This is a genomic window from Nevskia sp. (assembly GCF_021732705.1).
Lineage (GTDB): Bacteria > Pseudomonadota > Gammaproteobacteria > Nevskiales > Nevskiaceae > Nevskia.
In genome coordinates this window covers 55,114-77,486 of the sequence record NZ_JAKFUM010000013.1, presented here as the reverse complement: position 1 = coordinate 77,486, position 22,373 = coordinate 55,114, and the positions used below count along the sequence as shown (strand labels likewise).

The window sequence follows — 22,373 nt, the reverse complement described above, 5'->3', positions numbered from 1 at the left end:
CGACAGGCCGTCCCGGTGCCGCATCCTTCTCACTTTCGCGTACATCGCCATGGTGTGCACCTCGTCTCCTGCAGGCCTTCAAGGCCAGCAGGCTAGGTCGGAACACCCTGGTCAATTTTCGGTCGGCTAAACCCCGGATAACTGGTCAACTTTCAGTCGGCCGCAACAGTGCGAGCGCGTTTCGATCGGCTCGCCGATACCGCGGAGCGGTCGTCCTGAAGTAAGCGCACGAAGTTATTTCGTGGACGTCGGGGATGGATGCATAGTTATATAAATCCAATCCCTTATATCAAAAATGAAATTCATCCTGCTGTTTGGGTCTGGCGCGCGTCCGAGCGGGCCCGGTGTCGTCGGCGTGCTGCGGGGTCGGGGAGCGACCGGCTGATGGTCACCACGGCGATGGTCATTCCGGTGCTGTGGGGCTTGTTCATCGCGATCGAATGGCTGCGCGGGCGTTTTCGGCCGGCCCATGGCAGTCGACGCGAGGCCCTATTCGATCTGGTCAGCTGGGTGCAGGCCTGGTTCGTGGTGTCGCCGCTGGTCGTGCTCGGCTCGGCCGCGCTGCATGCGACCTGGCTGCCGGACCTTGCCGGCTCGCTCGCCGGTACCGTGTGGTGGAAGCAGGTGATCGCCTTTCTGCTGCTCGATGACCTGGTGCAGTACTGGGTGCATCGCAGTTGCCACCGCTGGCCGGCGCTGTGGGGTCTGCATCGGCTGCACCACGGCCCGTACATGGGCGCGCGCGTGATCTGGCGCAACGGTTTTTTCTACGACCTGCTGCAGCCGAATCTGTGGCTGGCCGGCACGCTCGTCTACCTGGGGTATGGCGAGGTCTACTTCTGGTACTACTTGACCAAGATGACGGTGCAGATCGGTGCGCATTCCAGCGTGCCGTGGGATGCGGTGCTGTATCGGCATCGCGCGCTCGCACCGCTGGCCTGGATCATCGAACGCACCATCTCCACACCGGCCACGCACTACGCGCATCACGCGGCGACGGAAGCGGATGGCATCGGCCACTACCACGGCAACTTCGGCAGCCTGCTGTTCTTCTGGGATGTACTGTTCGGCACGGCGCACATCACGCGGCGTTATCCGGCGCGCTTCGGTGTCGATCCGGAGCCGGGTGCTGCGCCCGATCACTGGTCCGTGCTGCTGTTCTATCCGCTGATCCGGTCGAAGCCGGCGGCCGAATCGGCCGGCGCTGCGGTGAGTGGCACAGCCGGCGGATCGTCGGTGATCGCATCGCTTTCGGGCGAGGCGACCGCGGTGTCGATGCGGCAATGACGAGCGCCGTGGCCGGCCTCGATCGTGGCGAGTCGGCGCAGTGGGCGCGGTTCGCGCGCTGCTCGCGACCGGTGTCGATCAAGCCTCGGGTGATCGCGATCAATATGCGAAACCGGTGTGTCGATTCGCCGTCGAAGTTCCTTTACAGCACTGGTGTCGCTGCCTAGCCTCGCACGCTTTCGTCGACCCGCAGGCGTGCCGATTCGCCCATGATCCGCCTCGAGCAAGTGGCCAAGCACTATGTGCTGCCGCCCGGCAGTGCCGCAGGTGGCGGCCTGTTCCACGCAGTCAAGCCGACGAGCCTGACCATCGCCGCCGGCGAGCGCTTCGGCCTGATCGGCTTCTCCGGCGCCGGCAAGTCCACGCTGCTGCGGCTGATCAATCTGCTGGAGCGGCCGAGCAGCGGCAGCGTCTGGCTCGACAATCAGGCCTTGAGCGCTGATGACCCCGCTGCCCTGCGTGCGGCCCGGCGGCAGCTCGGCATGGTGTTCCAGCACTTCAATCTGCTGAACAACCGCACCGTGGCCGGCAATGTCGCGCTGCCGCTGGAACTGGCCGGCGTCGATCAAGCCACGGTCGAGGCGCGCGTGACGGAAGTGCTGGCCTGGGTCGGCCTCGCCGACAAGGCGCAGCAGTATCCGGCGCGGCTCAGCGGGGGGCAGAAGCTGCGAGTCGCGATTGCCCGGGCACTGGCGCCGAGGCCCAAGGTGCTGCTGTGCGACGAACCGACTTCGGCGCTGGATCCGCTGACGGCGGGCGAAGTGGTCGACGTGCTGCGCCGGGTCAACGCCGAGCTCGGCGTGACGCTGGTGCTGGTCAGTCACTCGATTCCGCTGGTGCGCGCGCTGTGCACGCGCGCTGCCGTGATGGATGGCGGCGAAGTGATCGAGGAATTGCGCTTCGATGCCGGCGAAGTCGAGCCGCGCACCGAGATCGCGCGCCGGCTGCTGGCGGCATCCGGAGTCGCCCATGTCTGATTCCTGGACGATCGTCGTCGACATCCTGCCGGAGCTTGCGGTCGCCGCCGGTCAGACCGGGCTGATGCTGGCGATCTCGCTGTCTGCCGCGTTGCTGTTCGGGGGTCCGCTCGGCGTGCTGCTGTTCCTGAGCGACGCCGGACAGCCGCTGGCGCGGCGCTGGCTGTTCGTGCTGCTGAATACCGTGGTCAACACCGGCCGCTCGTTTCCGTTCGTGATCCTGATGGTGGCCCTGGTGCCGTTCACGCGGCTCGTGGCGGGCACCACGATCGGGCCGGTGGCGGCAGCCGTGCCACTGTCGGTGGCGGCCATTCCGTACTTTGCGCGGCTGGTCGAGCAGTCGCTGCGCGAAGTGCCGCGCGGCGTCGTCGAAGCCGCGCAGGCGATGGGCGCGACGGTGTCGCAGATCGTGTTCAAGGTGCTGCTGGTCGAAGCGCGGGCCGGGCTCGTGCTCGGCTTCACCGTGCTGGCGATCAGCCTGCTGTCGTACTCGGCCGTGGCCGGCGTGGTCGGCGGCGGCGGCATTGGCGACCTCGCGATCCGCTACGGCTACTATCGTTTCCAGACCGAGATCATGCTGGTCACCGTGGCGCTGCTGATCGCGCTGGTTCAGGTCATCCAGTTCACCGGCAACCGCCTTGCGCGCTTGCTCGATCACCGCTGAGGCGTCTTGATGAAGAGAATTTCCATGCTGCGCGTCACCCTGACCACACTTTTTGCCGTGCTGCTGGCTGCTTGCGGGCGCAGCGATGCCCCCGGCGCGACCGACGCTGGCAAGCCCGCCGCATCGAAGGTGATCAAGCTCGGCGCCACGGCCGGCTGCTTCGCCGACCAGATCCGCTGGGGCATCCAGCCGATCCTCGAGAAGAAGGGCTACACGATCGAGCTGACCGAGTTCAGCGACTACATCCAGCCGAACATTGCGCTGGCCGAAGGCTCGCTCGATGCGAACACCTTCGAGCATGTGGTCTACCTCGAAAAGTTCGCCAGCGAGCGCAAGCTCGCGATCCAGCCGCTGACCCAGGTGCCGACTGCGCCGCTCGGCCTTTACAGCCACAAGCACCAGTCGCTCGATGAACTGGCGGATGGTGCCCGCATCGCCTTGCCGAACGATCCGACCAATCAGGCACGGGCGCTGGTGATGCTGGAAAAGCTCGGCTGGCTGACCTTGAAGCCGGATGTCGATCCGATCCGCGCGTCGGAAAAGGATGTCGCCACGAATCCGCGCAAGCTCGAACTGCTGCCGCTGGAAGCCGCGCAGCTGCCGCGTTCGCTGGACGATGTCGACTACAGCTTCGTCAACGGCAACTTCGCGATCAGCTCCGGCCTGCTGCTGACCGAAGCGCTGAAGCTGGAGGACACGGCCGACCGTTACATCAATGTCGTCGCGATCCGCACGGCAGATGCCGACGCGCCGTGGGTCAGGGATCTGGAAGCCGCGTACAACTCGGCCGAGTTCAAGGCGCTGGTGGCCGAGAAGTTCGATGGCTTCGTGCTGCCGGTCATCTGGCGTGGCGCGCCATGAGCCGCATGACGCGGGGCTTGCGGCCGACCGGTGCCGTGCAATGACGTCCGGACCGGATATCGCCGTCGTCTACGAACACCACGAATGGTTCAAGCCGCTGTTCGCAGCGCTCGACCGCCGCGGTGTGCACTACCTGCCGGTGCGCATCGATACGCACCATTTCGCCCTCGATGCGGCGCCGCCGCCAGCGCCGCTGATCTTCAGCCGGCTGGCGATGAGCTCGTTCCTGCGACAGGGCGAGCACGCGCTGTTCTACACGCAGGCGCTGTATGACCACTGGCAGCGGCTCGGCGCGGAGATCATCAACGGCAATGCCGCGCTGGCCATCGATACGTCCAAGGCGCGGCAGCTGTCGCTGATCCGCAGTCTCGGCTACGGCATTCCGGAAACGCGTGTCGTGCATCGTCATGCCGATGTGCTCGCCGCCGCCGAAGGCCTGCGCTGGCCGCTGGTGGTCAAGGCCAACATCGGCGGTTCGGGTGCCGGTGTCGCCCGTTATGACACGCCGGAGCAGCTCCGTGCCGCGCTGGATTTCGGTTCGGTGCCGATGGGGCTGGATCAGGTCGCGCTGGTACAGGAATACGTGCCGAGCGACGGCCAGCGCATCATCCGGGTCGAAACCCTGAACGGTCGCTACCTGTATGCCATCGCACTCGACAGCGATGGCGCGACCTTCGACCTGTGCCCCGCCGATGCCTGCATGGTCGACAAGCCCACGGTCACCATCACCCGCTTCGAGCCGGATGCCGCCACCATCGCCGAAGCCGAGCACATCGCCCGGGCAGCGGGGCTCGACATCGGCGGCATCGAGTATCTGGTCGACCGGCGCGACGGCGTGCGCCGCTGGTATGACATCAACGCGCTGTCCAACTTCGTGGCCAAGCCGCTCGACGTGCTCGGGCACGATCCGCACGACCTCCTGGTCGACCATCTCGTCGACCGCATTCAATCAAGGAAGAAAGCCTGATGAGTCGTCAACCGATGCGGTACGGGTTCTGGGCGCCGGTGTTCGGCGGCTGGCTGCGCAATGTGCGCGACGAGAACATGCGCGCCGACTGGTCGTACATGAAGACGCTGTGCCAGCGCGCCGAGCAGATCGGTTACGACCTGACCCTGATCGCCGAACTGAACCTCAACGACATCAAGGGCGTGACCGAACCGGCACTCGATGCCTGGTCCACCGCCGCCGCCGTGGCCGCGGTGACCGACAAGCTCGAACTGATGGTCGCGGTGCGCCCGAATTTCCATCATCCGGCGCTGTTCGCGAAGGCGGCGGCGAACATCGACCGCATCAGCAACGGCCGCCTGTCGCTGAACGTGGTGTCGTCGTGGTGGGCGGACGAGGCCTCGCAGTACGGGCTGCAGTTCGATCAGCACGATGACCGCTACAGCCGCACGGCCGAGTGGCTGAAGGTGGTCGACGGTCTGTGGACGCAGACGCCGTTCAGCTATGCGGGCGAGCGCTACACGCTGACCGATGCCATCTGCGAGCCAAAGCCGCTGCGCCAGCCGCGCCCGGTGATCTATGCCGGGGGCGAATCGGAAGCTGCGAAGACCCTGATCGCGCGTCAGGCCGATGCCTATGTCATGCACGGCGACGAGCCCGCCGTGATTGCCGACAAGATCGCCGACCTGCGCACGCGCCGCGAGCGCGAGGGCCTGCCGCCGATGCAGTACGGCATGGCGGCGTACGCGATCGTTCGCGACACGGTGGAGGAAGCCGAAGCCGAAGTCGCGCGCATCACCGAGATGGACCCGAGCGCGCCCGGCTTCGCGAACTTCGAGCAGTGGCTGTCCGGCACCCAGCTCGAACGCGAGTTGAAGATCCGCGAGTACTCGGTATCCAATCGCGGCCTGCGTCCCGGACTGGTCGGCACGCCGGCACAGGTCAAGGCGCGCATTGCCGAGTTCCATGCCGCGGGCGTTGACCTTCTGCTGCTGCAGATGAGCCCGCAGCTGGAGGAAATGGAGCGCTTTGCCGCCGAGGTGATCGCGGCCTGACGTTGGCGCTGCGCGGCCGCTCCCCGACGATTCCATCCCATGTCACCCATGCGAGACCTTCCCATGATCCATCGCCTGCATCGCGTGCTGCTAGTCGCGGCCCTGCTGCTGCCGTGGCTGAACACGGCCCTGGCCGATCAGCTTGACGACATCCGCAAGAAGGGCGAGATCGTGATCGGCGTGCTCGGCACCGACGAGCCGAACAGCTTTGTCGATCCGAAGACGCGCGGCTACATCGGCTATGAAGTCGATCTGGCCACGGCGATCGCGAAGAAGATCGGCGTCAAGCCGGTGTTCCGGCAGATGGCGGTCGCCGCGCGGATTCCGGAACTTCAGCAGGGCCGGGTCGATCTCTTGGCCGCATCGCTGACGCACAACAAGGAGCGCGAGGCGCAGATCGACTTCTCGCTCACGCATTTCATCACCGGCTCCAAGGTGCTGGTGGTGAAGCGCAGCGGCGTGCAGAAGCTGTCGGATCTCGCCGGCAGGAAGGTGCTGACCGTGAAGGGCGGCACGCAGGAGCCGAACCTGAAGCGCGCCGTGCCGACGGCGCAGGTGGTGACCTTCGAGAACACCCAGCAGGCATTCCAGACGCTGCGTCAGGGCAAGGGCGTGGGCTACGTCAACGACGAATCCTCGCTGTACAGCGACATCGGCAAGCTCGGGCCGCAGGCCTCGGAATACGTCCTGCTGCCGGAGAATCTGAATTTCGAGCCGCTGGCGCTCGGCATCCGCAAGGGCGAGAAGGCGCTGAAGGCCATCGTCGACGCCACACTGCGGGAGATGGAGGCGAACGGCGACGCCGAGCGCCTGTACGAGCGGTGGTGGGGCCAGCAAAGCCGGCTGAAGTTCGCCAAGCGCACGTTCAAGTTCGACAGCGATCAGGTCGCCCAGTAGCCCGCCGCGCGCTGACGCCGCAGTCGCCGTCCGATGCCAGCGTTCGAGCTGTCGCTGCTGCTCAGCGGGCCGTACCACGCGCTGCTGCTTGCCGGCCTGCAGGTATCGCTGGCGTTGCTGGCGGTGAGTTTCGCGGTGGCGCTGCCGCTGGCCCTGTTGGTCGCGCTGGCCGGGCAGGCGCCGCTGGCGCCGTTGCGCGGGCTCGCGGTCGTGTTTGTCGAATCGCAGCGCAGCGTGCCGCTGCTGGCGCATCTGCTGTTCTGGTATTTCGGCGCGCCGGAGCTGCTGCCGCCGGATGCGCGGCAATGGCTGTATGAAGGCGATGTCGAGTTCCTGGCCGCCGTCATCGCGCTGAGCCTGTACTACGGCGCCTACATGGCCGAGGACATCCGCAGCGGCCTGCGGGCCGTGCCGGTGGAGCAGTTGCAGGCGGCGCGCTCGCTCGGTCTCGGATTCCTGCCGGCGATGCGTCACGTGGTGCTGCCGCAGGCCGTGCGCATCACCGTGCCGCCGTTGCTGTCGCAGACGCTGAACCTGTGGAAGGACACCAGCATCGCCACCGTGATCGGCACGGCCGAGCTGATGCATCAGGCTGCGAAGGTCGAGACCGAAAGCTTTCGCAGCCTCGAAGCGTTCGCCTTCGCGACTGTCTGCTACCTCGCGGTATCGCTGGCGATCGCCGCTGCCGCCGCCGGCTGTCAGCGCCGCCTGGCGCCGGGCTGGCGCCCATGAGCTTCGCCGAAGTCGTCGACACCTACTGGCTGTACTTCCTCGTCGGCCAGTATCCGCAGGGCCCGCTCGGAGGGCTGGCGCTGACCATCGTGCTGGCCTCGCTTGGCCTGCTGCTGGCGCTTCCGGCCGGGCTGGCGCTCGGGCTGGCACGGCTGAGCCCGTGGGCGGCGCTGCGCTGGCCGGTGACCGGGCTGATCCATCTGGTGCGCGCCGTGCCGCTGCTGCTGGTGATCTTCTGGGTCTACTTCTTCCTGCCGAGCATCACCGGCGTCAAGACCAGCCAGTTCAGCACCATGCTGATGGCGCTGGTGGTCTACGACGCGGTCTATCTCGCCGAGATCGTGCGCGCCGGCGTGCAGGGCTTGCCGCGCGTGCAGGTGGAAGGGGCACGCTCGCTCGGGCTGTCGTGGCTGGCGGCGATGCGGCTGGTCCTGCTGCCGCAGGCGCTGCGCAACATGCTGCCGTCACTGGTCAGCCAGTTCGTCGCGACGATCAAGGCGACGTCGCTCGGCTACATCATCGGGCTGTCGGAACTGGCCTTTGTCACCACGCAGGTCAATACGCAGGTGTTCATCTATCCGACCCAGCTGTATCTGATCCTCGGCCTCAGCTATTTCGTGCTGTGCTTCAGCCTGACGCGTGTCGCGTTCTGGCTGGAACGGCGGCTGGCACCGGTTTCCGGGCAACACCCGAAGCTGCCCGCGCGGCAGCCCGCATGAGTCTTTCCGCATGATCGGCTTCGACAACGTCAACAAGTGGTACGGCCGCTATCAGGCGCTGGTCGAGATCACCGAAACGATTGCCCGCGGCGAGGTCGTCGTCGTCTGCGGCCCGTCGGGTTCCGGCAAGTCCACCCTGATCCGGACGATCAACCGTCTGGAGCCGATCGATTCCGGCCGCATCGTGGTCGATGGCGAGAACATCCACCGGCGCGGTCTGGACATCGACGCCTTCCGCTCGCGCATCGGCTTCGTGTTCCAGCAGTTCGCGCTGTTTCCGCATCTGACTGCGCTGCAGAACTGCACGCTGGCGCCGGTGCACCACCGCCGGGCGACGGCCGCGCAGGCGCGCGAACGTGCGCTGGCCTTGCTCGATCGTGTCGGCCTCCGCGACAAGGCCGATGCACTGCCGTCGGCGCTGTCCGGCGGCCAGCAGCAACGCGTGGCCATCGCCCGTGCGCTGGCCTTGCAGCCGAGCATCCTGCTGTTCGACGAACCGACCAGCGCGCTCGATCCGGAAATGGTCGGCGAAGTGCTGCAGGTCATAAAGGGCCTGGCCCGCGATGGCATGACGATGGTCGTCGTCACGCACGAGATGGGTTTCGCGCGGGAAGTGGCCGACCGCATCCTGTTCATGGATGCCGGTCGCATTCTGGAACGCGCCACGCCGGCGGATTTCTTCAATCGCCCGCAGCATCCGCGCGCGCAGCAGTTTCTGGCCGACCTGCGCAGCCCGTTCACGTCGTGAGCCTGTCGCTGCCGGTGATCGAGGTATCGTCGCTCGCCGCGGATCACCGCGAGCGCAGCGCCACTGCGGCCCGGATCGCTGCGGCCTGTCGCACCCACGGCTTCTTCTACGCCGCCGATCATGGCGTCGACCCGGCGCTGATCAGCCGTCTCGATCGCTTGAGCCGTCGCTTCTTCGCGCTTCCGCTCGAGCAGAAACTGCGTTGGCGCATGGCTCTCGGTGGCCGTGCGTGGCGGGGCTACTTTCCCGCGGGCGGCGAACTGACCGCCGGCCAGCCGGACTGGAAGGAAGGCCTGTACCTCGGCACCGAATTGCCGGACGACGATCCGCGCGTGCGGGCCGGCACGCCCCTGCACGGCCGCAACCTGCTGCCGACCGGCGTGGGCCTTGAAGCCTTCGGTGAAACCATCCTCGCGTACATCGACGCCGTGACCCGACTGGGGCAGCGCCTGCTCGAAGGCATCGCATTGAGCCTCGGCCTGCCGGCGGATTACTTCGCGGCCCGCTATACCGCCGATCCGCTGGTCTTGTTCCGCATCTTCAACTACCCCGCCAGCACGCCGGTGGTCGACGCGCCTTGGGGCGTTGGCGAGCACACCGACTACGGCCTGCTGACCGTGCTGCATCAGGACGGCACCGGCGGTCTCGAAGTGCGCACCGCGCACGGCTGGATCGACGTGACGCCACTGCCCGGCACCTTCGTCGTCAACCTGGGCGACATGCTCGACCGGATGACGGGCGGCCTCTATCGCTCGACACCGCATCGCGTGCGCCGCAACGTCTCGGGCAGCGATCGGCTGTCGTTCCCGCTCTTCCTCGATCCGGATTTCGAAGCCCGCGTGCAGCGCATCGAAGGATGTGATGACGTGGCGGTGCCGGATGACAGCGCCACGCGCTGGGATCGCGCCAACGTCCATGCCTTCAACGGCCGCTATGGCGACTATCTACTGCAGAAGGTCGGCCGGGTCTTCCCGGCGCTTGCGCAACAGGTGCGCGCCGTGCCGTGACGGCAGGCAGCCGGAGCGGTCCGGGCGCGGGGAGCGCCCTCCATCCCCCGAATGCCCATCATGATCGACCCATTCGTCGTTTGCGGTAGCGAAGTCCGGCGCGCTGTCATTAAAGTGCAACGCTTTGTTGCTAGGCGCTGCGCGCTGGGGATGCACCGTGAAACTGATCTGGGCCGCGATGGCCATGAGTGTGGCCGTCGGGGCCCTTGGTGCCGTTGGCGCCACCAGCGTCGTGCCGCACACCGTGCTGCCGATCCCGCAGACGAGCCGGGCCGCGTTGCCGGTGTCGCGCAAAGTGGCCCGGCAAACGCCGCCGAAGCACGAACAACTGCGCCACGAAGCCGGCTGGATGGTCGATCGCGACGGCCGCGTCGTGATCCTGCACGGCGTCAACGCGGTGTGGAAACAGGCGCCGTACGCACCGCCGGATTCGGTTGAAGGCTTCACCGCGGCCGATGCCGACTGGCTGGCCGAACATGGCTTCAACGCCGTGCGGCTCGGCGTGCTGTTCGCCGGCGTCATGCCGCAGCGGGGTGTGATCGACCACGATTACCTGGATCGCATGGACCGCATCGTCAAGCTGCTGGCGTCGCGCCACATCTACGTTATGATCGATTTCCATCAAGATCTCTTTGGCGAAGGCTATGCCGGCGAAGGCTTCCCGGCCTGGGCGCATCCGGCGAATACCGATGGCCTGCTGCGCGCCGGCTTCCCGCTGGGGTATGTCACGCCGAGAGTCAGCCGCGCGTTCGACGGCTTCTGGAACGACCCGGAAGGGCTGCAGGCCGCCTACCGTCAGGCCTGGGTCGCGGTCGCCGCGCGCTGGCGCGATGCCGAGTATCTGATGGGCTACGACCTGATCAACGAACCGTGGAGCGGCAGCCACTGGCCGGCCTGCGCAAGGCCCGGCGGCTGCCCCGGCTTCGAGCAGGACAAGCTGCAGACGATGTACGAGCAGGTGCTGGCCGGCATTCGAGCTGTCGATCCTGACAACATCGTCTGGCTCGAACCACAGGTCCTGTTCGAGTTCGGCGCCGACTCGCACCTCGGCAAGCGGCCGATCGACGATGCCCAGCTTGGCCTGTCGTGGCACAACTACTGTATTGCCGCGCCGCTGGTGAAGGCGGCCGGTGGCCAGGAATCGCAAACCTGCACGGCCTTGTCGAAGCGCGTCTACCGCAATGCTGACGCCGTGGCCCAGCGGCTCGGCTCGGCTTCCGTGCTCAGCGAGTTCGGCGCCAGCGACGATGCGCCGGACACCGCCCGCGTCGCGAACCGGGCCGACGAGCATCGCGTCGGCTGGATGTACTGGTCATACAAGGATTGGGGCGATCCGACCACGCAAGGGCAGGGCACGGGCGCGCAGAGCATGTTCCAGCGCGATACCGATCTGGCCTCGGTCAAGCTCGCCAAGCTCAAGGCGCTGGAACGCCCGTTCCCGCAGGCGATTGCCGGCGTGCCGCTCGCCTACGGCTTCGATGTCGCGAGCGGACGCTTCACCCTGAATTATTCGACAACGCTGGCGTCGGGCGTGAAGGCGTCGCGTTCCGCGATCACCGTCATTCATGTGCCCGTGCTGCACTACCCGGACGGCTACGCCGTGCGCGTGCAGGGTGGCCGGGTGGTGTCGGCGGCCAATGCCCGCCAGCTCGAGATCGTCGCCCACGAAACGGCCACGCAGGTCACCGTCACCGTCACGCTGCCGACCCTGCAGCAGGCGCGTCTGTAGCGCGCCTCGGCGCGAGCTGCCCGGCCGGTGGCCGCAGCGAAGTGTCACGATGATCCGCCGCAAAGCGCCGCGCCGAAACGTCCCGAAGCCTGCATGAACGATTGCGACCCCGCGCCAGCGCCAGTCGCAGCGGTGCTGATCGACGCCCTCAACCTCGCCCACTGGTGCGGCAGACCGGCCTCGCTGCGCGTGCCGCTGGCGCTGCTGGCGGCGCTGCTCGCGCGTGGCGACCAGCCGATGCTGTGCTTCGATGCCAGCGCGCGCTACCCGCTTCAGCACGAGGCCGAAGTCTATGCCGAACTGCTCGCGCAGCCGTCACTCGCCTTCGAAGTGCGCTCCGGCATTCCGGCCGATCGCGTGCTGCTGCAGCAAGCCCGCAAGACCGGCGCCGCGATCATCAGTCGCGATCGTTTCCGGGATCATCGACGCCGCTACCGCAAGCTGATCGACGATCCTCTGCGGCTGCAGGCGGGCTACGTCTCGAATGATCGTGTCGTGGTGCCGGGCTTGCTGCTCGATGCAGCCCTGCCCGCCACGGCAACGCAGGCGTGGGTGCTCGTGCAGGCGTGGCGATTGCCGCCGTTGCCGCCCGGCTGAGCACGCTCGTGATCTGCCGGATGCCCGCGCAGGCACATCGTCCATCGCCAGTCGGCACGCCGCGCGTCCGTGAAGCGATCAGAAATAGCGCCGTAGGCCCAGATAGACCGTCGTTCGCCCATTGACCGACGACCACTCGCGCTTCGCGTCGAGGCTCACCGCCAGTGACCGCGTGATCGGGCTCAGGTGCTCGATGCCAACACGCTGGATCGCGTCAGGTCGTGCACAGCAATCCGCAGCCACCTGATACCGCAGGATCGTTCGGTTCGCGCCCGGCCATTTGCCGATCAGGCCGATCTCCAGATCGGGATATGCGGTGGGCCGTGAATCCCGCAGCCCAAGTCCGGCACCGATCAGCGCGAAGCTGTCGACGGTATCGCCGAGCGCCAGCGTTCTGCCGATTCCGCCGCTGAAGCCCAGAAACGATGTTCGCTCGTCCGAGCGCCAGAACTGGTTCTGGTAGCCCAGTGCAAATCGCCAGGAGACGCCTTCGCCCAGTGGATTCAGCGGCAGCAGCGAGGTGACGCTGTACAGCGCGAACTCGTCGAGGAACACCGCGCCGGTCTTGAGCGACGTGGAGACCGTGGTCTCGCCGATCCGAAGCTCGGACGTGCTGAACGACTGGCGCTGGTCATCGAGCAGGCGGCGCCCGGCAGGCAGCACGCGCAGCGACAGCGCCGCACCGGACGATCGCCGATGGCTCGATCCCACTTCCCACTGCGCATCCTGCGGCGTGGCGGATGGATTCTTGTACTGCGTGATGTCGATGTCGACGGTCCGCGCCAGCGGTGCGATCTGCGCCTGCACCGACTGCAGCTGGCTTGCCGCCGTTGGCGAATCAACACCGGTTCCGTCGGACAGCCGCTTCAGCAGGGCTTCCTGATACAGCAGTTCCAGCAGACGCTCGCGCAGCGGCGCGTCCGGCGCTGGCGCAATCGACTCGCCGCGGCGCAGCGCCCGCACGATCTGCGTGCTTCGCGCACGAGACAGCTGGCTGTCGTACATGCGCACGGCCCAGGGCGCCGTCGGCAGCAGACGGTACCGATCGACGCGCCCGAGGCGCACCGCGTTCTTGATCACATCCAGCGGACTCATCCACGGCGCCGTGTTGTCGCTCATCGCCGGCACCGCCACCGCCAGAATGTCGGCCGTGAAGGTGGCGCAGTTGTGGATATCGAAAAAATAGGTCAGCGACGTTCGCCGAAGCTCGTACAGATGCAACTGCACGCGGCGACGCTCCGCAGCATCAAGCGATACGCGATAGGTCCAGACGCTGCGCTGCTCGCGCTGCAGATAGTCGTTCTCGCGTTCCCGATACGGTGACAGGGTGTAGAAGCCCCGCGTGCCGGTGGTCAGGCTCGCCGCAGCCGACCACAGCACGTTGCGCGCATTCACCGTGGTGAAGAACGAGATCGCATGTTCGGCTCGATCGCCATTCGCCGTGGCGCCGCCGAGTTCCAGCATCACGTGGCCCATCATGCTGGACGCGCTGACGAGGTTCTCGCTGGCGTAGACCAGGGAAATCTCGTCGGCCGGGGCTCGGGCGAAGAACTCGCCGATGCCCGGGCAGTCCTTCACCGGGTCGACGTCGGATCGAACCGCGCTCGTTCTCTGCGCCAGCCACTCGTAACGCGCCGGAAAACGGCAGATGTCACGCAGACGGGTCGCTGAGTCGGTCTCGCCCGCGGCAGTCGAGAACGCCTGCAGCGTCGCGGTCAGTTCCGCTTCGGGGCTGAAATTCGGCGAGGACAGCAGAAAGCCCGGGTCACGAATCCGCGGCTTGGCATCCGGCGCATGCAGCAAGGCCCGCCACTCGCGCTCGGCGGCCAGTTCGGTGATCGTCGGCTCGGCCTGAATCGCCGAATCCGGGAGCGCCGCTGCCACTGCCGACGGGGGCGCTGCCCACGCGCCGCCGGCAAGCAAAAAAATGCCGGCGCAGGTGCGCCGGCATGAACCTGAAAACACGTGCTTACTGGGCGCAGCTGATGACCACGTTCTGGTCGTACTCCCACATGTCGCCGGAGGAGTAGTCCGTGGTCGAGCCAAACGCGCCACCGGACACGATGTTCAACCAGAACACGCTGCTGATGTCATTTTTGACGGTGGTGACCGGGGCGCAGCCTTCCGTGGTCGACTTTACGTCGAGCGGCGCTTTCTCACGTTGCACCTCCACCTGCGCCGGACCGGTGAACGGAATGCCGTTGATGGTTCCTTCAACAGGCTTGCCATTCGATGCCGACACGTTGATGGTCTGCTTGCTCTCGTTGATGAGCGTCGCGCAGCCGGTAGCGCCCAGCAGCGCAACCGCCATCAGCGGCGCACGCAGGATGATCGATTTCATGATTGTTTTCCCTGTGGTTCGTTGTGATTGTCGATTCGGTCAATGACGGGAACTCCCCCCACAACCCGGCCCCGAATCGAGCGACGATGGTAAGGCCTGATCACGGCGACCGCTCCGGCGATGGTCAAGAAAATCCCTGTGACGTCATGCATTTGTGAACGAGATCACGGTTGTACGAGCAATGATTGTTCGGGCCTGCTCCGGTGACACTGTGCGCTCGGATCATCGCGCGACGCCGTCACGAGATCGCCGGAACGGGTTGATCGGCAACGATCGTGGCTTGGCGTTTTTCGGAGGCCGTCGTTGCCGCTATTGACATGCCGTTCGACGTGAATGATTGCTGCGCACTCGATGCCGGCAACGCACAAGTTCGCGTGATGCACCCTCCTTTTCCCGACGGACTCACGCGATACTGCGCGAGCGGCAATGACTTTCGGCAGGGGGAGTTTGTGGATACGGCCCGATTCTGGCGGCGAAGCTTGAAGGCGCTGCATGAGCTTGCGGCGATCGGTCTCGGGGGCGGTCTGGCGGCGTGCCTCGTCATCAATCTCGCGTCGCCGGGTGCATCCCCCGAACACTTCGTCGCGGCGCGCCAGACCTTCGACGCCATCGCGCGCTATGTGCTCTTCCCATCGCTCGCGGGCGTCCTCTTCACCGGCCTGCTGTCGATCGGCGCGAATCGTGGTTTCCACGATGCCGGCTGGGCCTGGGTCAAGGCCTTGCTCGGACTCTCGCTTTTCGAAGCCACGCTCCTCACCGTCGGCGGCAGCCGCCGGCAGTCGGAACTGGCTGCGGCCGCTGCCGATCCGTCACAGATCGCGACCCTGCTGCAGTCGGAGCGCAACACCCTGATGCTGCTGATCGGCATCTGCGTCGCGAACATCCTGTTGGCGGTCTGGCGACCGAAGATGACGATCACCATTCGCTGACCTCGGATGAACTCGCTCGCGGCTTTGGAGCCGAGACACTGAGCGCGGTTGCCTCCACACAGCGTGTTCCGCGATAGGCGATAGCGGGTGGAAGATCGATGACTCAGGCACAGCAGCCCGCGCGACTTCGCCCTGACTGATCCGGTCAGAGTGCAGACAAACGCCGCGGAACGGTCGGCCTGTTCGATGGATTGTCCGCCGCTACCCCAGCAAGCCCCGCGTCGCCCCGTTCAGATACTTCTCCATCGAGCCGGTATTGACGACGACCACGCGCTCGCCCGGTTTCACACCGCCGCGGTCGGCGAGGTTTTCGAGGGCGGCGAAGCAGGCGGCGGCTTCGGGCGAGAGCCACCAATGCGGGCGGTCGCGCCACAGGGACTGGATCGTGGTGGCGGTGACGGCTTCGTCGATGGCGATGGCTTCGCCATGGCTGGCGCGGATGATGTCTAGCACCTTGAAGTGACCGACGCCGCCCGGCACGTTGAGGCCGGTGCACAGCGTTTCACCGCCGGCGACCGGCGTGGTGTCGGCCGCACCTTCACGCCAGGCATTGACGATCGGCGGGGTGATGCTGGATTGCACGCAGATCATCCGCGGACGTCGGGCATCGATCAGGCCGAGCGCTTCGAGTTCATTCCAGGCTTTCCACATGCCGAGCACGCCGGTACCGCCGCCGGTGGGGTAGACGACGACATCGGGCAGTTGCCAGTGACGGTTGCCATCGATCGGTTCGGCCAGTTCGAGGCCGAGCGTCTTCTTGCCTTCGATGCGCCAGCCCGGTTCCTGGAACGTGGCGCAGTTGAACCAGCCATGCGGCAGATACTTCTCGCGCATCAGGGCGCCGGCTTCGCGGATGCTGCCCTGCACCAGATCGAGCGAGACCTGATCGGGCTTGAGCCGCGCGTACGCGGCGACACGGCCGAGGATCGGCATCGGCGTGTCTTCCGGCATGATCACGGCGACTTGCAGGCCGCCGGCCATTGCGTATTCCATCAGCGAATCGCCGGCATTGCCCTGGGTCGGCACCACCAGCTTCTTCAGACCATGGCGGCGCGCCATCGCGGCGGTGACGGCCATGCCGCGATCCTTGAAGCTCTGCGTCGGGTTGGCGCCGTAGCCGGGCTCGGCCTTGCCTTCGTCCTTGACCTGCAGACGGAAGCGGTGGCGCACCGCCAGCGGGTGCTCGGCGTACTCGCGCAGCGGCGTGCAGCCTTCGCCCAGCGCGACGATGTGCGCGGCATCCGCCGGATGGGCGATGTCCAGCGGCATCAGCGCGCCGAAGCGCCAGAGGTCCCGACGCTGCGGGTGATACCAGGCGAGGTCCGGCAGCTCGCGCTTGAGGCGATCGAGGTCCAGCACCATCTCGACCGGCTTGCCATCGGCCGGGTCGAGGTTCATCGGCACGTCGGCGGAATAGTGGAGGCCGGATTTCGTGCCGCGCAGGTGGCTGATGTAGCTCATGGTTTCGGATGGATGGACGTGGGGGGGAAGGCGATGGCGGACGCGGTGGCTCGCGTGCGCTCAGTCGTCGTCGATCGGCGCGCCGGGGAACAGCACGTCGGTATAGCCGAAGTGGCGCAGGTCGCGGATGCGCTGCGGGTACAGGATGCCGTCGAGATGGTCGCATTCGTGCTGGACCACGCGGGCGTGGAAGCCGCTGACCTTGCGGTCGATCGGCTCGCCGCGTTCGGTGAAGCCCTGATAGCGCAGCCGCGCATGGCGCGGCACCAGACCGCGCAGGCCGGGCACGCTGAGGCAGCCTTCCCAGCCGTCCTCCATCGTGTCGTCGAGCGGGGTCAGCACCGGGTTGCACAGCACGGTCATCGGCACCTGTTCGGCGTCCGGATAGCGCGGGTTGTGGCCGACGCCGAAGATCACCACGCGCAGCGACACGCCGATCTGCGGGGCGGCGAGGCCAGCGCCGTTCAGCGCGGCCATGGTGTCGAACAGGTCCTGCAGCAGGGCCTGAAGCTCCGGCGTGTCGAACTGCGTGACCGGCGCCGCCACCTGCAGCAGCCGGGCATCGCCCATTTTCAGCACCGGGCGGATCATGGCGTGCGAGGGCGGCGCACGCGGCCGTGGGCGGTCTGGACGATCATGCGGGAAGGGGCCGTGAATGGGGCGGGAAGGGCGGATTTCGAGCATAGCGCCGCGGCCCGTCGCGGCGCAGCGTGGCGCTGACGTCGATCATCGAATCCGGCCGCCGGTCTTGGTCTTCCGGACGCCGAAACGGTATCGTCGCCGCCCGTTTGATCCGTCCGAATACCCGCATGACCGCTGCCGCCACCGCCGAACGCATTCGCCTCGACATCCTGAAGCTGATCGCCAGCGAGATCGACGCCCAGCCCCGACAAGTGGCCGCGGCGGTGGATCTGCTCGATGAAGGCGCGACCGTGCCGTTCATCGCCCGGTATCGCAAGGAAGTGACCGGCGGGCTCGATGACACGCAGCTGCGCAAGCTCGACGAGCGCCTGGGCTACCTGCGCGAACTCGAAGACCGGCGCGCGGCGGTGATCGAATCGATCCGCGGGCAGGGCAAGCTCAGTGACGAACTCGAAGCGAAGCTGCTGGCGGCGACGACCAAGAGCGAGGTCGAAGACCTGTACCTGCCCTACAAGCCGAAGCGCCGCACCCGGGCCGAGATCGCCCGCGAGCGCGGCCTGGAGCCACTGGCGGACCTGATCCTGAACGATCGCGGGACGATCCCGGCGCAGGCCGCCGAAGCCTATGTGCAGGGCGAGGTCGCCGATGTGAAGGCCGCCCTCGAAGGCGCGCGCGACATCCTGATGGAGCGCTTCGCCGAAGACGCGGCGCTGCTCGGCGCGCTGCGCGCGTATGTGCGCGAGCACGGCGTGCTGCGCGCGAAGCTGGTCGACGGCAAGGCCGATGCCGGTGCCAAGTTCAGCGACTACTTCGATCACCACGAACCATGGGCCAAGGTCGCCGGCCATCGCGCGCTGGCGATGATGCGCGGCCGCAACGAGGACGTGCTGAGTCTGGAGATCGAAGTCGATGCCGATGACCTGGCGCCGTACAAGCCGGTCGAGCGGATGATCGCGGCCTCGAAGGACATTCGTCCGGACGGCGGCGAAGCCGATGCCTGGCTGATGTCGGTCGCGCGCTGGACCTGGCGGGTGAAGCTGTCGATGAGCATTTCCGTCGATCTGATGATCGAGCTGCGCAACCGCGCCGAGGCCGAAGCGATCGATGTCTTCGCACGCAATCTGAAGGACCTGCTGCTGGCCGCACCCGCCGGTGCCAGGACCACGATGGGTCTGGACCCCGGCATCCGCACCGGCGTGAAGGTGGCGGTGATCGATGCCACCGGCAAGCTGCTCGATACCGCGACGATCTATCCGTTCCAGCCGCGCAATGACGTGCGCGGTGCGCAGGCCGAGATCGCGCGGCTGGTGAAGCTGCACGGCGTGCAGCTGATCGCGATCGGCAACGGCACCGGCAGCCGCGAAACCGAGAAGCTGGTGGCCGAGCTGCTGCCGGCGCTGGCGGACCCGAAGCCGACCAAGGTCATCGTCAGCGAAGCCGGCGCATCGGTCTACTCGGCGTCGGAACTGGCGGCGAACGAGTTCCCGAATCTGGATGTGTCGCTGCGCGGTGCGGTGTCGATCGCCCGCCGTCTGCAGGACCCGCTGGCGGAACTCGTAAAGATCGATCCGAAGTCGATCGGCGTGGGCCAGTACCAGCACGATGTCGATCAGTTCCGGCTCGCTAAGCAGCTCGATGCCGTGGTCGAGGACGCGGTGAACGCCGTCGGGGTCGATCTGAACACGGCGTCCGCGCCGCTCCTGTCGCGGGTCTCCGGCCTGAGCCGTTCGCTGGCCGAGGGCATCGTCTTCCATCGCGACAGCCATGGCGCCTTCCGCACGCGCAAGGCGCTGCTCGAGGTCAGCCGGCTCGGCCCGAAGACGTTCGAGCAGTGCGCCGGCTTCCTGCGCATTCGCGACGGCGACGAGCCGCTGGATGCCTCGTCGGTGCATCCGGAGGCGTACGACGTGGCGCGGCGCATCGTCGCCGCCTGCGGCCGTGACCTGCGTGCGGTGATGGGCGACAGTACCGCGCTGAAGAAGCTCAATCCGCGGCAGTTCGTCGACGATCGTTTTGGCTTGCCGACGGTGCAGGACATCCTGGGCGAGCTGGAAAAGCCGGGCCGCGATCCGCGTCCGGAGTTCAAGACCGCGACCTTTGCCGACGGCATCAACGAAGTGGCCGATCTGAAGCCCGGCATGATTCTCGAAGGCACGGTGACCAACGTGGCGGCGTTCGGCGCGTTCGTCGACATCGGTGTGCATCAGGATGGCTTGGTGCACGTGTCGCAGCTGTCCGACCGCTTCGTGAAGGACCCGCACCAGATCGTGAAGGCCGGGCAGATCGTCAAGGTGCGGGTGGTCGATGTCGACCTGAAGCGTCAGCGCATCCAGCTGTCGATGAAGAAGGATGATGGCTCGGCTGCCCCGGTGTCCGGTGCGCGCGGCAGCGAGCGGGCGCCGGATCGCCGCAGCACCAAGCCGATGAAGCCGGCCGCGCCGCTCGGTTCGCTGGGCTCGGCGCTGGCCGATGCGCTGAAGGGCGGCAAGTAGGGCGTCTGCATGGCTGGCGCGCCGTCGCGCCGCGGCAACGCTTGCAGCCCAAAATCCGGACGTTCGAGCATCGTCCCGCGGCGGACGCGCGCCTAAGCTTCGTCGCATCGCGCAGCGTTCGTGCTGCGCCATGCCTTGTCCGGAGCTGCCGCCATGTCCTCGAACCTTCCCCGCCGTCTGTTCCTGCGCACCGGCAGCCTGCTGATGGCGGCCGGATCGCTGTTCGGGGTCAACGCCGCGACAGCGGCCGATTCCGCACCGGCGGCGCGGCCGATCCTGCTCGAACTGTTCACGTCCCAGGGCTGTTCGTCGTGCCCGGCGGCGGATGCCGTGTTGCGCGATCTGGGTGGGCGCGGCGATGTGCTGGCGCTCGGCTTCCATGTCGACTACTGGGATTACCTCGGCTGGGCCGATCCGTTCGCCAGCCCGCAGTTCACCGCGCGCCAGCAGGTCTATTCGCAGCGGCGCGGCTTTCAGATGTACACGCCGCAGCTGGTGATCGACGGGCAGGCCGCGGTCGTCGGCTCGCAGCGCGGACGCGTGGAAGGTGGCATCGAGACGGTCAAGCGCGAACTGCGCTCGGTGGCGTCGGCGATCGTCCGCAATGGGGCGTCGGTCAAGGTCAGCGTCGGCACCACGGCGCAGAAGGACGCGGGTGGCGAGGTCTATCTGGTCAGCTTCGATCCGGAGGAAGCGACCGACATCCAGCGCGGCGAGAACTCCGGCAGGCGCATCGTCTACACCAACGTCGTGCGCTCGATCCGCGCGATCGGCCGCTGGGACAATCAGCCGATGACGGTGAGCGAAACGCTGCGCGGCGATGAACGCGGCGCGCGGCTGGCGCTGATCGTCCAGAACCGCAACGGCGAGATCTGGGCGGTGGCGGCAACGCCCGCCGGCTGATCCGGCGATCAATCTGTATCTGACCCCAATTGCCGGGCAGCGGGGCGGGTCGGCAAATTCCTTGACGGGATAAAGGCTTGTCGCAGCGCAGCAGGCGCGGCGTTGACAGGCTGCGGATGCTGTGACTTCATATAAAACAGTCCAGACTGTATGTAACTTCGATTACCCCGCCGCGGCGTCTGGCGCGGGCTGGAGTTGCAGCCGAATTTCCCTGATTGGCCTGCTTGGCCGGAGCCCGTGATGATCCCTCGTACCCTGTTTTCCGCCGAACACGACGATTTCCGCAAGAGCGTCGCCCGCTTCTACGCCGATGAAGTCGTGCCGCACCGCGAAGAGTGGGACAAGCAGCAGCACGTCGAGCGCAAGCTGTGGAACCGCGCCGGCGAACTCGGCTTCCTGTGCACGGCGATTCCGGAAGAGTTCGGCGGCGCCGGCGGCGATCGCCTGTACAGCGTCATCCTGATGGAAGAGCAGTCCTATGCCGGTGATTCCGGCACCGGCTTCTCGCTGCATTCGGACATCGTCGCGCACTACATCAACAACTTCGGCACCAAGGAGCAGAAGCTCGAATGGCTGCCGAAGATGGCGAGCGGGGAGGTGGTGACCGCCATCGCGATGACCGAGCCGGGCACCGGTTCCGACCTGCAGGCGGTGAAGACCACCGCAGTCGCCGATGGCGATGACTACATCATCAACGGCTCGAAGATCTTCATCACCAACGGGTATCTGTCCGACATGGCGATCGTCGTCGCCAAGACCGGCAACACCGGCGAAGGCTCGAAGGACATCTCGCTGATCATGGTCGAAGCCACCCGCGAGGGCTTCACCAAGGGCAAGCCGCTGAACAAGATCGGCATGAAGGCGCAGGACACCTGCGAGCTGTTCTTCAAGGACGTGCGCGTGCCGAAGAAGAACCTGCTCGGCCGCGAGGGCATGGGCTTCGTGATGCTGATGCAGGAGCTGGCCTGGGAACGCCTGATGATCGCGATCACCTCGATCGCCGGCGCCGAAGCCGCGCTGAAGCACACGCTGGAATACACGCGCAACCGCAAGGTCTTCGGCAAGACCGTGGCCAGCTTCCAGAACACCCGCTTCAAGCTCGCCGAGATGAAGGCCGAACTGTCGATCGGCCGCGTCTACATCGACCGCTGCATCGAACTGGTGCTGAACAAGAAGCTCGGTGTCGACGATGCTGCGACCGCGAAGTACTGGGCGTCCGACCTGATGGGCAAGGTCATCGACGAGTGCCTGCAGCTGCACGGCGGCTACGGCTACATGCTCGAGTACCCGATCGCCCGCGCCTGGATCGATGCCCGCGCGCAGCGCATCTACGGCGGCACCAACGAGATCATGAAGGAACTGATCGCGCGCACGCTGTAAGCAACC

General features: G+C 66.6%; 21 protein-coding genes. 17 read left to right on the top strand and 4 right to left on the bottom strand.

Annotated features, from left to right (window positions below; translation table 11 throughout):
• Positions 1–384 precede the first annotated feature (384 nt).
• The 13 genes from QZ951_RS16035 (at position 385) to QZ951_RS15975 (ending at position 12,219) form a co-directional block, all read left to right on the top strand.
• The gene (locus tag QZ951_RS16035) at positions 385–1,287 is read left to right on the top strand and encodes a sterol desaturase family protein (protein WP_293002372.1); all 903 of its coding nucleotides are present in this window, start codon (positions 385–387) and stop codon (positions 1,285–1,287) included.
• A 209-nt stretch (positions 1,288–1,496) separates the two neighbouring features.
• Positions 1,497–2,264 carry a methionine ABC transporter ATP-binding protein gene (locus QZ951_RS16030; RefSeq protein WP_293002370.1) on the top strand — a complete coding sequence of 256 codons (768 nt, stop codon included), beginning with the start codon at positions 1,497–1,499 and terminating at the stop codon, positions 2,262–2,264.
• Positions 2,257–2,928 carry a methionine ABC transporter permease gene (locus tag QZ951_RS16025; RefSeq protein WP_293002368.1) on the top strand — a complete coding sequence of 224 codons (672 nt, stop codon included), beginning with the start codon at positions 2,257–2,259 and terminating at the stop codon, positions 2,926–2,928. Before QZ951_RS16030 ends, QZ951_RS16025 begins: the two co-directional genes overlap by 8 nt.
• Before the next feature lie 9 nt (positions 2,929–2,937).
• Positions 2,938–3,789 carry a MetQ/NlpA family ABC transporter substrate-binding protein gene (locus QZ951_RS16020; RefSeq protein WP_293002366.1) on the top strand — a complete coding sequence of 284 codons (852 nt, stop codon included), beginning with the start codon at positions 2,938–2,940 and terminating at the stop codon, positions 3,787–3,789.
• Between the two features lie 40 nt (positions 3,790–3,829).
• Complete coding sequence (locus QZ951_RS16015) at positions 3,830–4,756, top strand: hypothetical protein (protein WP_293002364.1); 927 nt, start codon at positions 3,830–3,832, stop codon at positions 4,754–4,756.
• Positions 4,757–4,770: 14 nt separating this feature from the next.
• Positions 4,771–5,790 carry an LLM class flavin-dependent oxidoreductase gene (locus tag QZ951_RS16010; RefSeq protein ID WP_366943953.1) on the top strand — a complete coding sequence of 340 codons (1,020 nt, stop codon included), beginning with the start codon at positions 4,771–4,773 and terminating at the stop codon, positions 5,788–5,790.
• 63 nt (positions 5,791–5,853) lie between these two features.
• A complete protein-coding gene (locus QZ951_RS16005) occupies positions 5,854–6,687 on the top strand; it encodes an ABC transporter substrate-binding protein (RefSeq protein ID WP_293002360.1) in 834 nt (277 codons plus the stop codon).
• A gap of 33 nt (positions 6,688–6,720) precedes the next feature.
• Positions 6,721–7,419, top strand: a complete 699-nt coding sequence (locus tag QZ951_RS16000; RefSeq protein WP_293002358.1) for an amino acid ABC transporter permease — start codon at positions 6,721–6,723, stop codon at positions 7,417–7,419.
• Complete coding sequence (locus QZ951_RS15995; protein WP_293002356.1) at positions 7,416–8,138, top strand: amino acid ABC transporter permease; 723 nt, start codon at positions 7,416–7,418, stop codon at positions 8,136–8,138. Before QZ951_RS16000 ends, QZ951_RS15995 begins: the two co-directional genes overlap by 4 nt.
• A gap of 10 nt (positions 8,139–8,148) precedes the next feature.
• Entirely contained in the window at positions 8,149–8,886 is a 738-nt protein-coding gene (locus tag QZ951_RS15990) for an amino acid ABC transporter ATP-binding protein (RefSeq protein ID WP_293002354.1), read from the top strand.
• Entirely contained in the window at positions 8,883–9,893 is a 1,011-nt protein-coding gene (locus QZ951_RS15985; protein ID WP_293002352.1) for a 2-oxoglutarate and iron-dependent oxygenase domain-containing protein, read from the top strand. The genes QZ951_RS15990 and QZ951_RS15985 overlap by 4 nt, the downstream gene beginning before the upstream one ends.
• A 157-nt stretch (positions 9,894–10,050) precedes the next feature.
• Positions 10,051–11,622, top strand: a complete 1,572-nt coding sequence (locus QZ951_RS15980; protein ID WP_293002350.1) for a cellulase family glycosylhydrolase — start codon at positions 10,051–10,053, stop codon at positions 11,620–11,622.
• A gap of 93 nt (positions 11,623–11,715) precedes the next feature.
• Positions 11,716–12,219, top strand: a complete 504-nt coding sequence (locus QZ951_RS15975; RefSeq protein ID WP_293002348.1) for a hypothetical protein — start codon at positions 11,716–11,718, stop codon at positions 12,217–12,219.
• Between the two features lie 78 nt (positions 12,220–12,297).
• Here QZ951_RS15975 and QZ951_RS15970 read toward each other — a convergent pair whose 3' ends face one another.
• Together QZ951_RS15970 and QZ951_RS15965 are read right to left on the bottom strand one after the other, a co-directional pair.
• Positions 12,298–14,103 carry a DUF4105 domain-containing protein gene (locus QZ951_RS15970; RefSeq protein WP_293002346.1) on the bottom strand — a complete coding sequence of 602 codons (1,806 nt, stop codon included), beginning with the start codon at positions 14,101–14,103 and terminating at the stop codon, positions 12,298–12,300.
• A gap of 85 nt (positions 14,104–14,188) precedes the next feature.
• Positions 14,189–14,560, bottom strand: coding sequence for a hypothetical protein (locus QZ951_RS15965; RefSeq protein WP_293002344.1), 372 nt, complete (start codon positions 14,558–14,560; stop codon positions 14,189–14,191).
• A 317-nt stretch (positions 14,561–14,877) separates the two neighbouring features.
• Here QZ951_RS15965 and QZ951_RS15960 point away from each other — a divergent pair, with 317 nt between their 5' ends.
• A complete protein-coding gene (locus QZ951_RS15960; RefSeq protein ID WP_293002342.1) occupies positions 14,878–15,489 on the top strand; it encodes a hypothetical protein in 612 nt (203 codons plus the stop codon).
• Between the two features lie 201 nt (positions 15,490–15,690).
• Here the strand turns inward: QZ951_RS15960 and QZ951_RS15955 are convergent, their stop codons facing one another.
• On the bottom strand, positions 15,691–16,950 hold the full coding sequence (locus QZ951_RS15955; RefSeq protein ID WP_293002340.1) for a threonine synthase: 1,260 nt from the start codon (positions 16,948–16,950) through the stop codon (positions 15,691–15,693).
• A 60-nt stretch (positions 16,951–17,010) separates the two neighbouring features.
• On the bottom strand, positions 17,011–17,541 hold the full coding sequence (gene def / locus QZ951_RS15950; protein WP_293002338.1) for a peptide deformylase: 531 nt from the start codon (positions 17,539–17,541) through the stop codon (positions 17,011–17,013).
• A gap of 218 nt (positions 17,542–17,759) precedes the next feature.
• On the opposite strand from def, the gene QZ951_RS15945 reads away from it, so the two are divergent.
• From QZ951_RS15945 to QZ951_RS15935, 3 genes are all read left to right on the top strand, one after another.
• Complete coding sequence (locus QZ951_RS15945) at positions 17,760–20,084, top strand: Tex family protein (RefSeq protein ID WP_293002336.1); 2,325 nt, start codon at positions 17,760–17,762, stop codon at positions 20,082–20,084.
• Between the two features lie 153 nt (positions 20,085–20,237).
• Positions 20,238–20,987, top strand: coding sequence for a thioredoxin family protein (locus QZ951_RS15940; RefSeq protein ID WP_293002334.1), 750 nt, complete (start codon positions 20,238–20,240; stop codon positions 20,985–20,987).
• 240 nt (positions 20,988–21,227) lie between these two features.
• Complete coding sequence (locus QZ951_RS15935; protein WP_293002332.1) at positions 21,228–22,367, top strand: acyl-CoA dehydrogenase family protein; 1,140 nt, start codon at positions 21,228–21,230, stop codon at positions 22,365–22,367.
• Positions 22,368–22,373: the final 6 nt, after the last annotated feature.

Bases quoted from the DNA above. Each gene is read 5' to 3' on its own strand.
- QZ951_RS16035 (WP_293002372.1), top strand. From the start codon at position 385: ATGGTCACCACGGCGATGGTCATTCCGGTGCTGTGGGGCTTGTTCATC.
- QZ951_RS16030 (WP_293002370.1), top strand. From the start codon at position 1,497: ATGATCCGCCTCGAGCAAGTGGCCAAGCACTATGTGCTGCCGCCCGGC.
- QZ951_RS16025 (WP_293002368.1), top strand. From the start codon at position 2,257: ATGTCTGATTCCTGGACGATCGTCGTCGACATCCTGCCGGAGCTTGCG.
- QZ951_RS16020 (WP_293002366.1), top strand. From the start codon at position 2,938: ATGAAGAGAATTTCCATGCTGCGCGTCACCCTGACCACACTTTTTGCC.
- QZ951_RS16015 (WP_293002364.1), top strand. From the start codon at position 3,830: ATGACGTCCGGACCGGATATCGCCGTCGTCTACGAACACCACGAATGG.
- QZ951_RS16010 (WP_366943953.1), top strand. From the start codon at position 4,771: ATGCGGTACGGGTTCTGGGCGCCGGTGTTCGGCGGCTGGCTGCGCAAT.
- QZ951_RS16005 (WP_293002360.1), top strand. From the start codon at position 5,854: ATGATCCATCGCCTGCATCGCGTGCTGCTAGTCGCGGCCCTGCTGCTG.
- QZ951_RS16000 (WP_293002358.1), top strand. From the start codon at position 6,721: ATGCCAGCGTTCGAGCTGTCGCTGCTGCTCAGCGGGCCGTACCACGCG.
- QZ951_RS15995 (WP_293002356.1), top strand. From the start codon at position 7,416: ATGAGCTTCGCCGAAGTCGTCGACACCTACTGGCTGTACTTCCTCGTC.
- QZ951_RS15990 (WP_293002354.1), top strand. From the start codon at position 8,149: ATGATCGGCTTCGACAACGTCAACAAGTGGTACGGCCGCTATCAGGCG.
- QZ951_RS15975 (WP_293002348.1), top strand. From the start codon at position 11,716: ATGAACGATTGCGACCCCGCGCCAGCGCCAGTCGCAGCGGTGCTGATC.
- QZ951_RS15965 (WP_293002344.1), bottom strand. From the start codon at position 14,560: ATGAAATCGATCATCCTGCGTGCGCCGCTGATGGCGGTTGCGCTGCTG.
- QZ951_RS15960 (WP_293002342.1), top strand. From the start codon at position 14,878: ATGCCGTTCGACGTGAATGATTGCTGCGCACTCGATGCCGGCAACGCA.
- QZ951_RS15955 (WP_293002340.1), bottom strand. From the start codon at position 16,950: ATGAGCTACATCAGCCACCTGCGCGGCACGAAATCCGGCCTCCACTAT.
- def (WP_293002338.1), bottom strand. From the start codon at position 17,541: ATGATCCGCCCGGTGCTGAAAATGGGCGATGCCCGGCTGCTGCAGGTG.
- QZ951_RS15945 (WP_293002336.1), top strand. From the start codon at position 17,760: ATGACCGCTGCCGCCACCGCCGAACGCATTCGCCTCGACATCCTGAAG.
- QZ951_RS15940 (WP_293002334.1), top strand. From the start codon at position 20,238: ATGTCCTCGAACCTTCCCCGCCGTCTGTTCCTGCGCACCGGCAGCCTG.
- QZ951_RS15935 (WP_293002332.1), top strand. From the start codon at position 21,228: ATGATCCCTCGTACCCTGTTTTCCGCCGAACACGACGATTTCCGCAAG.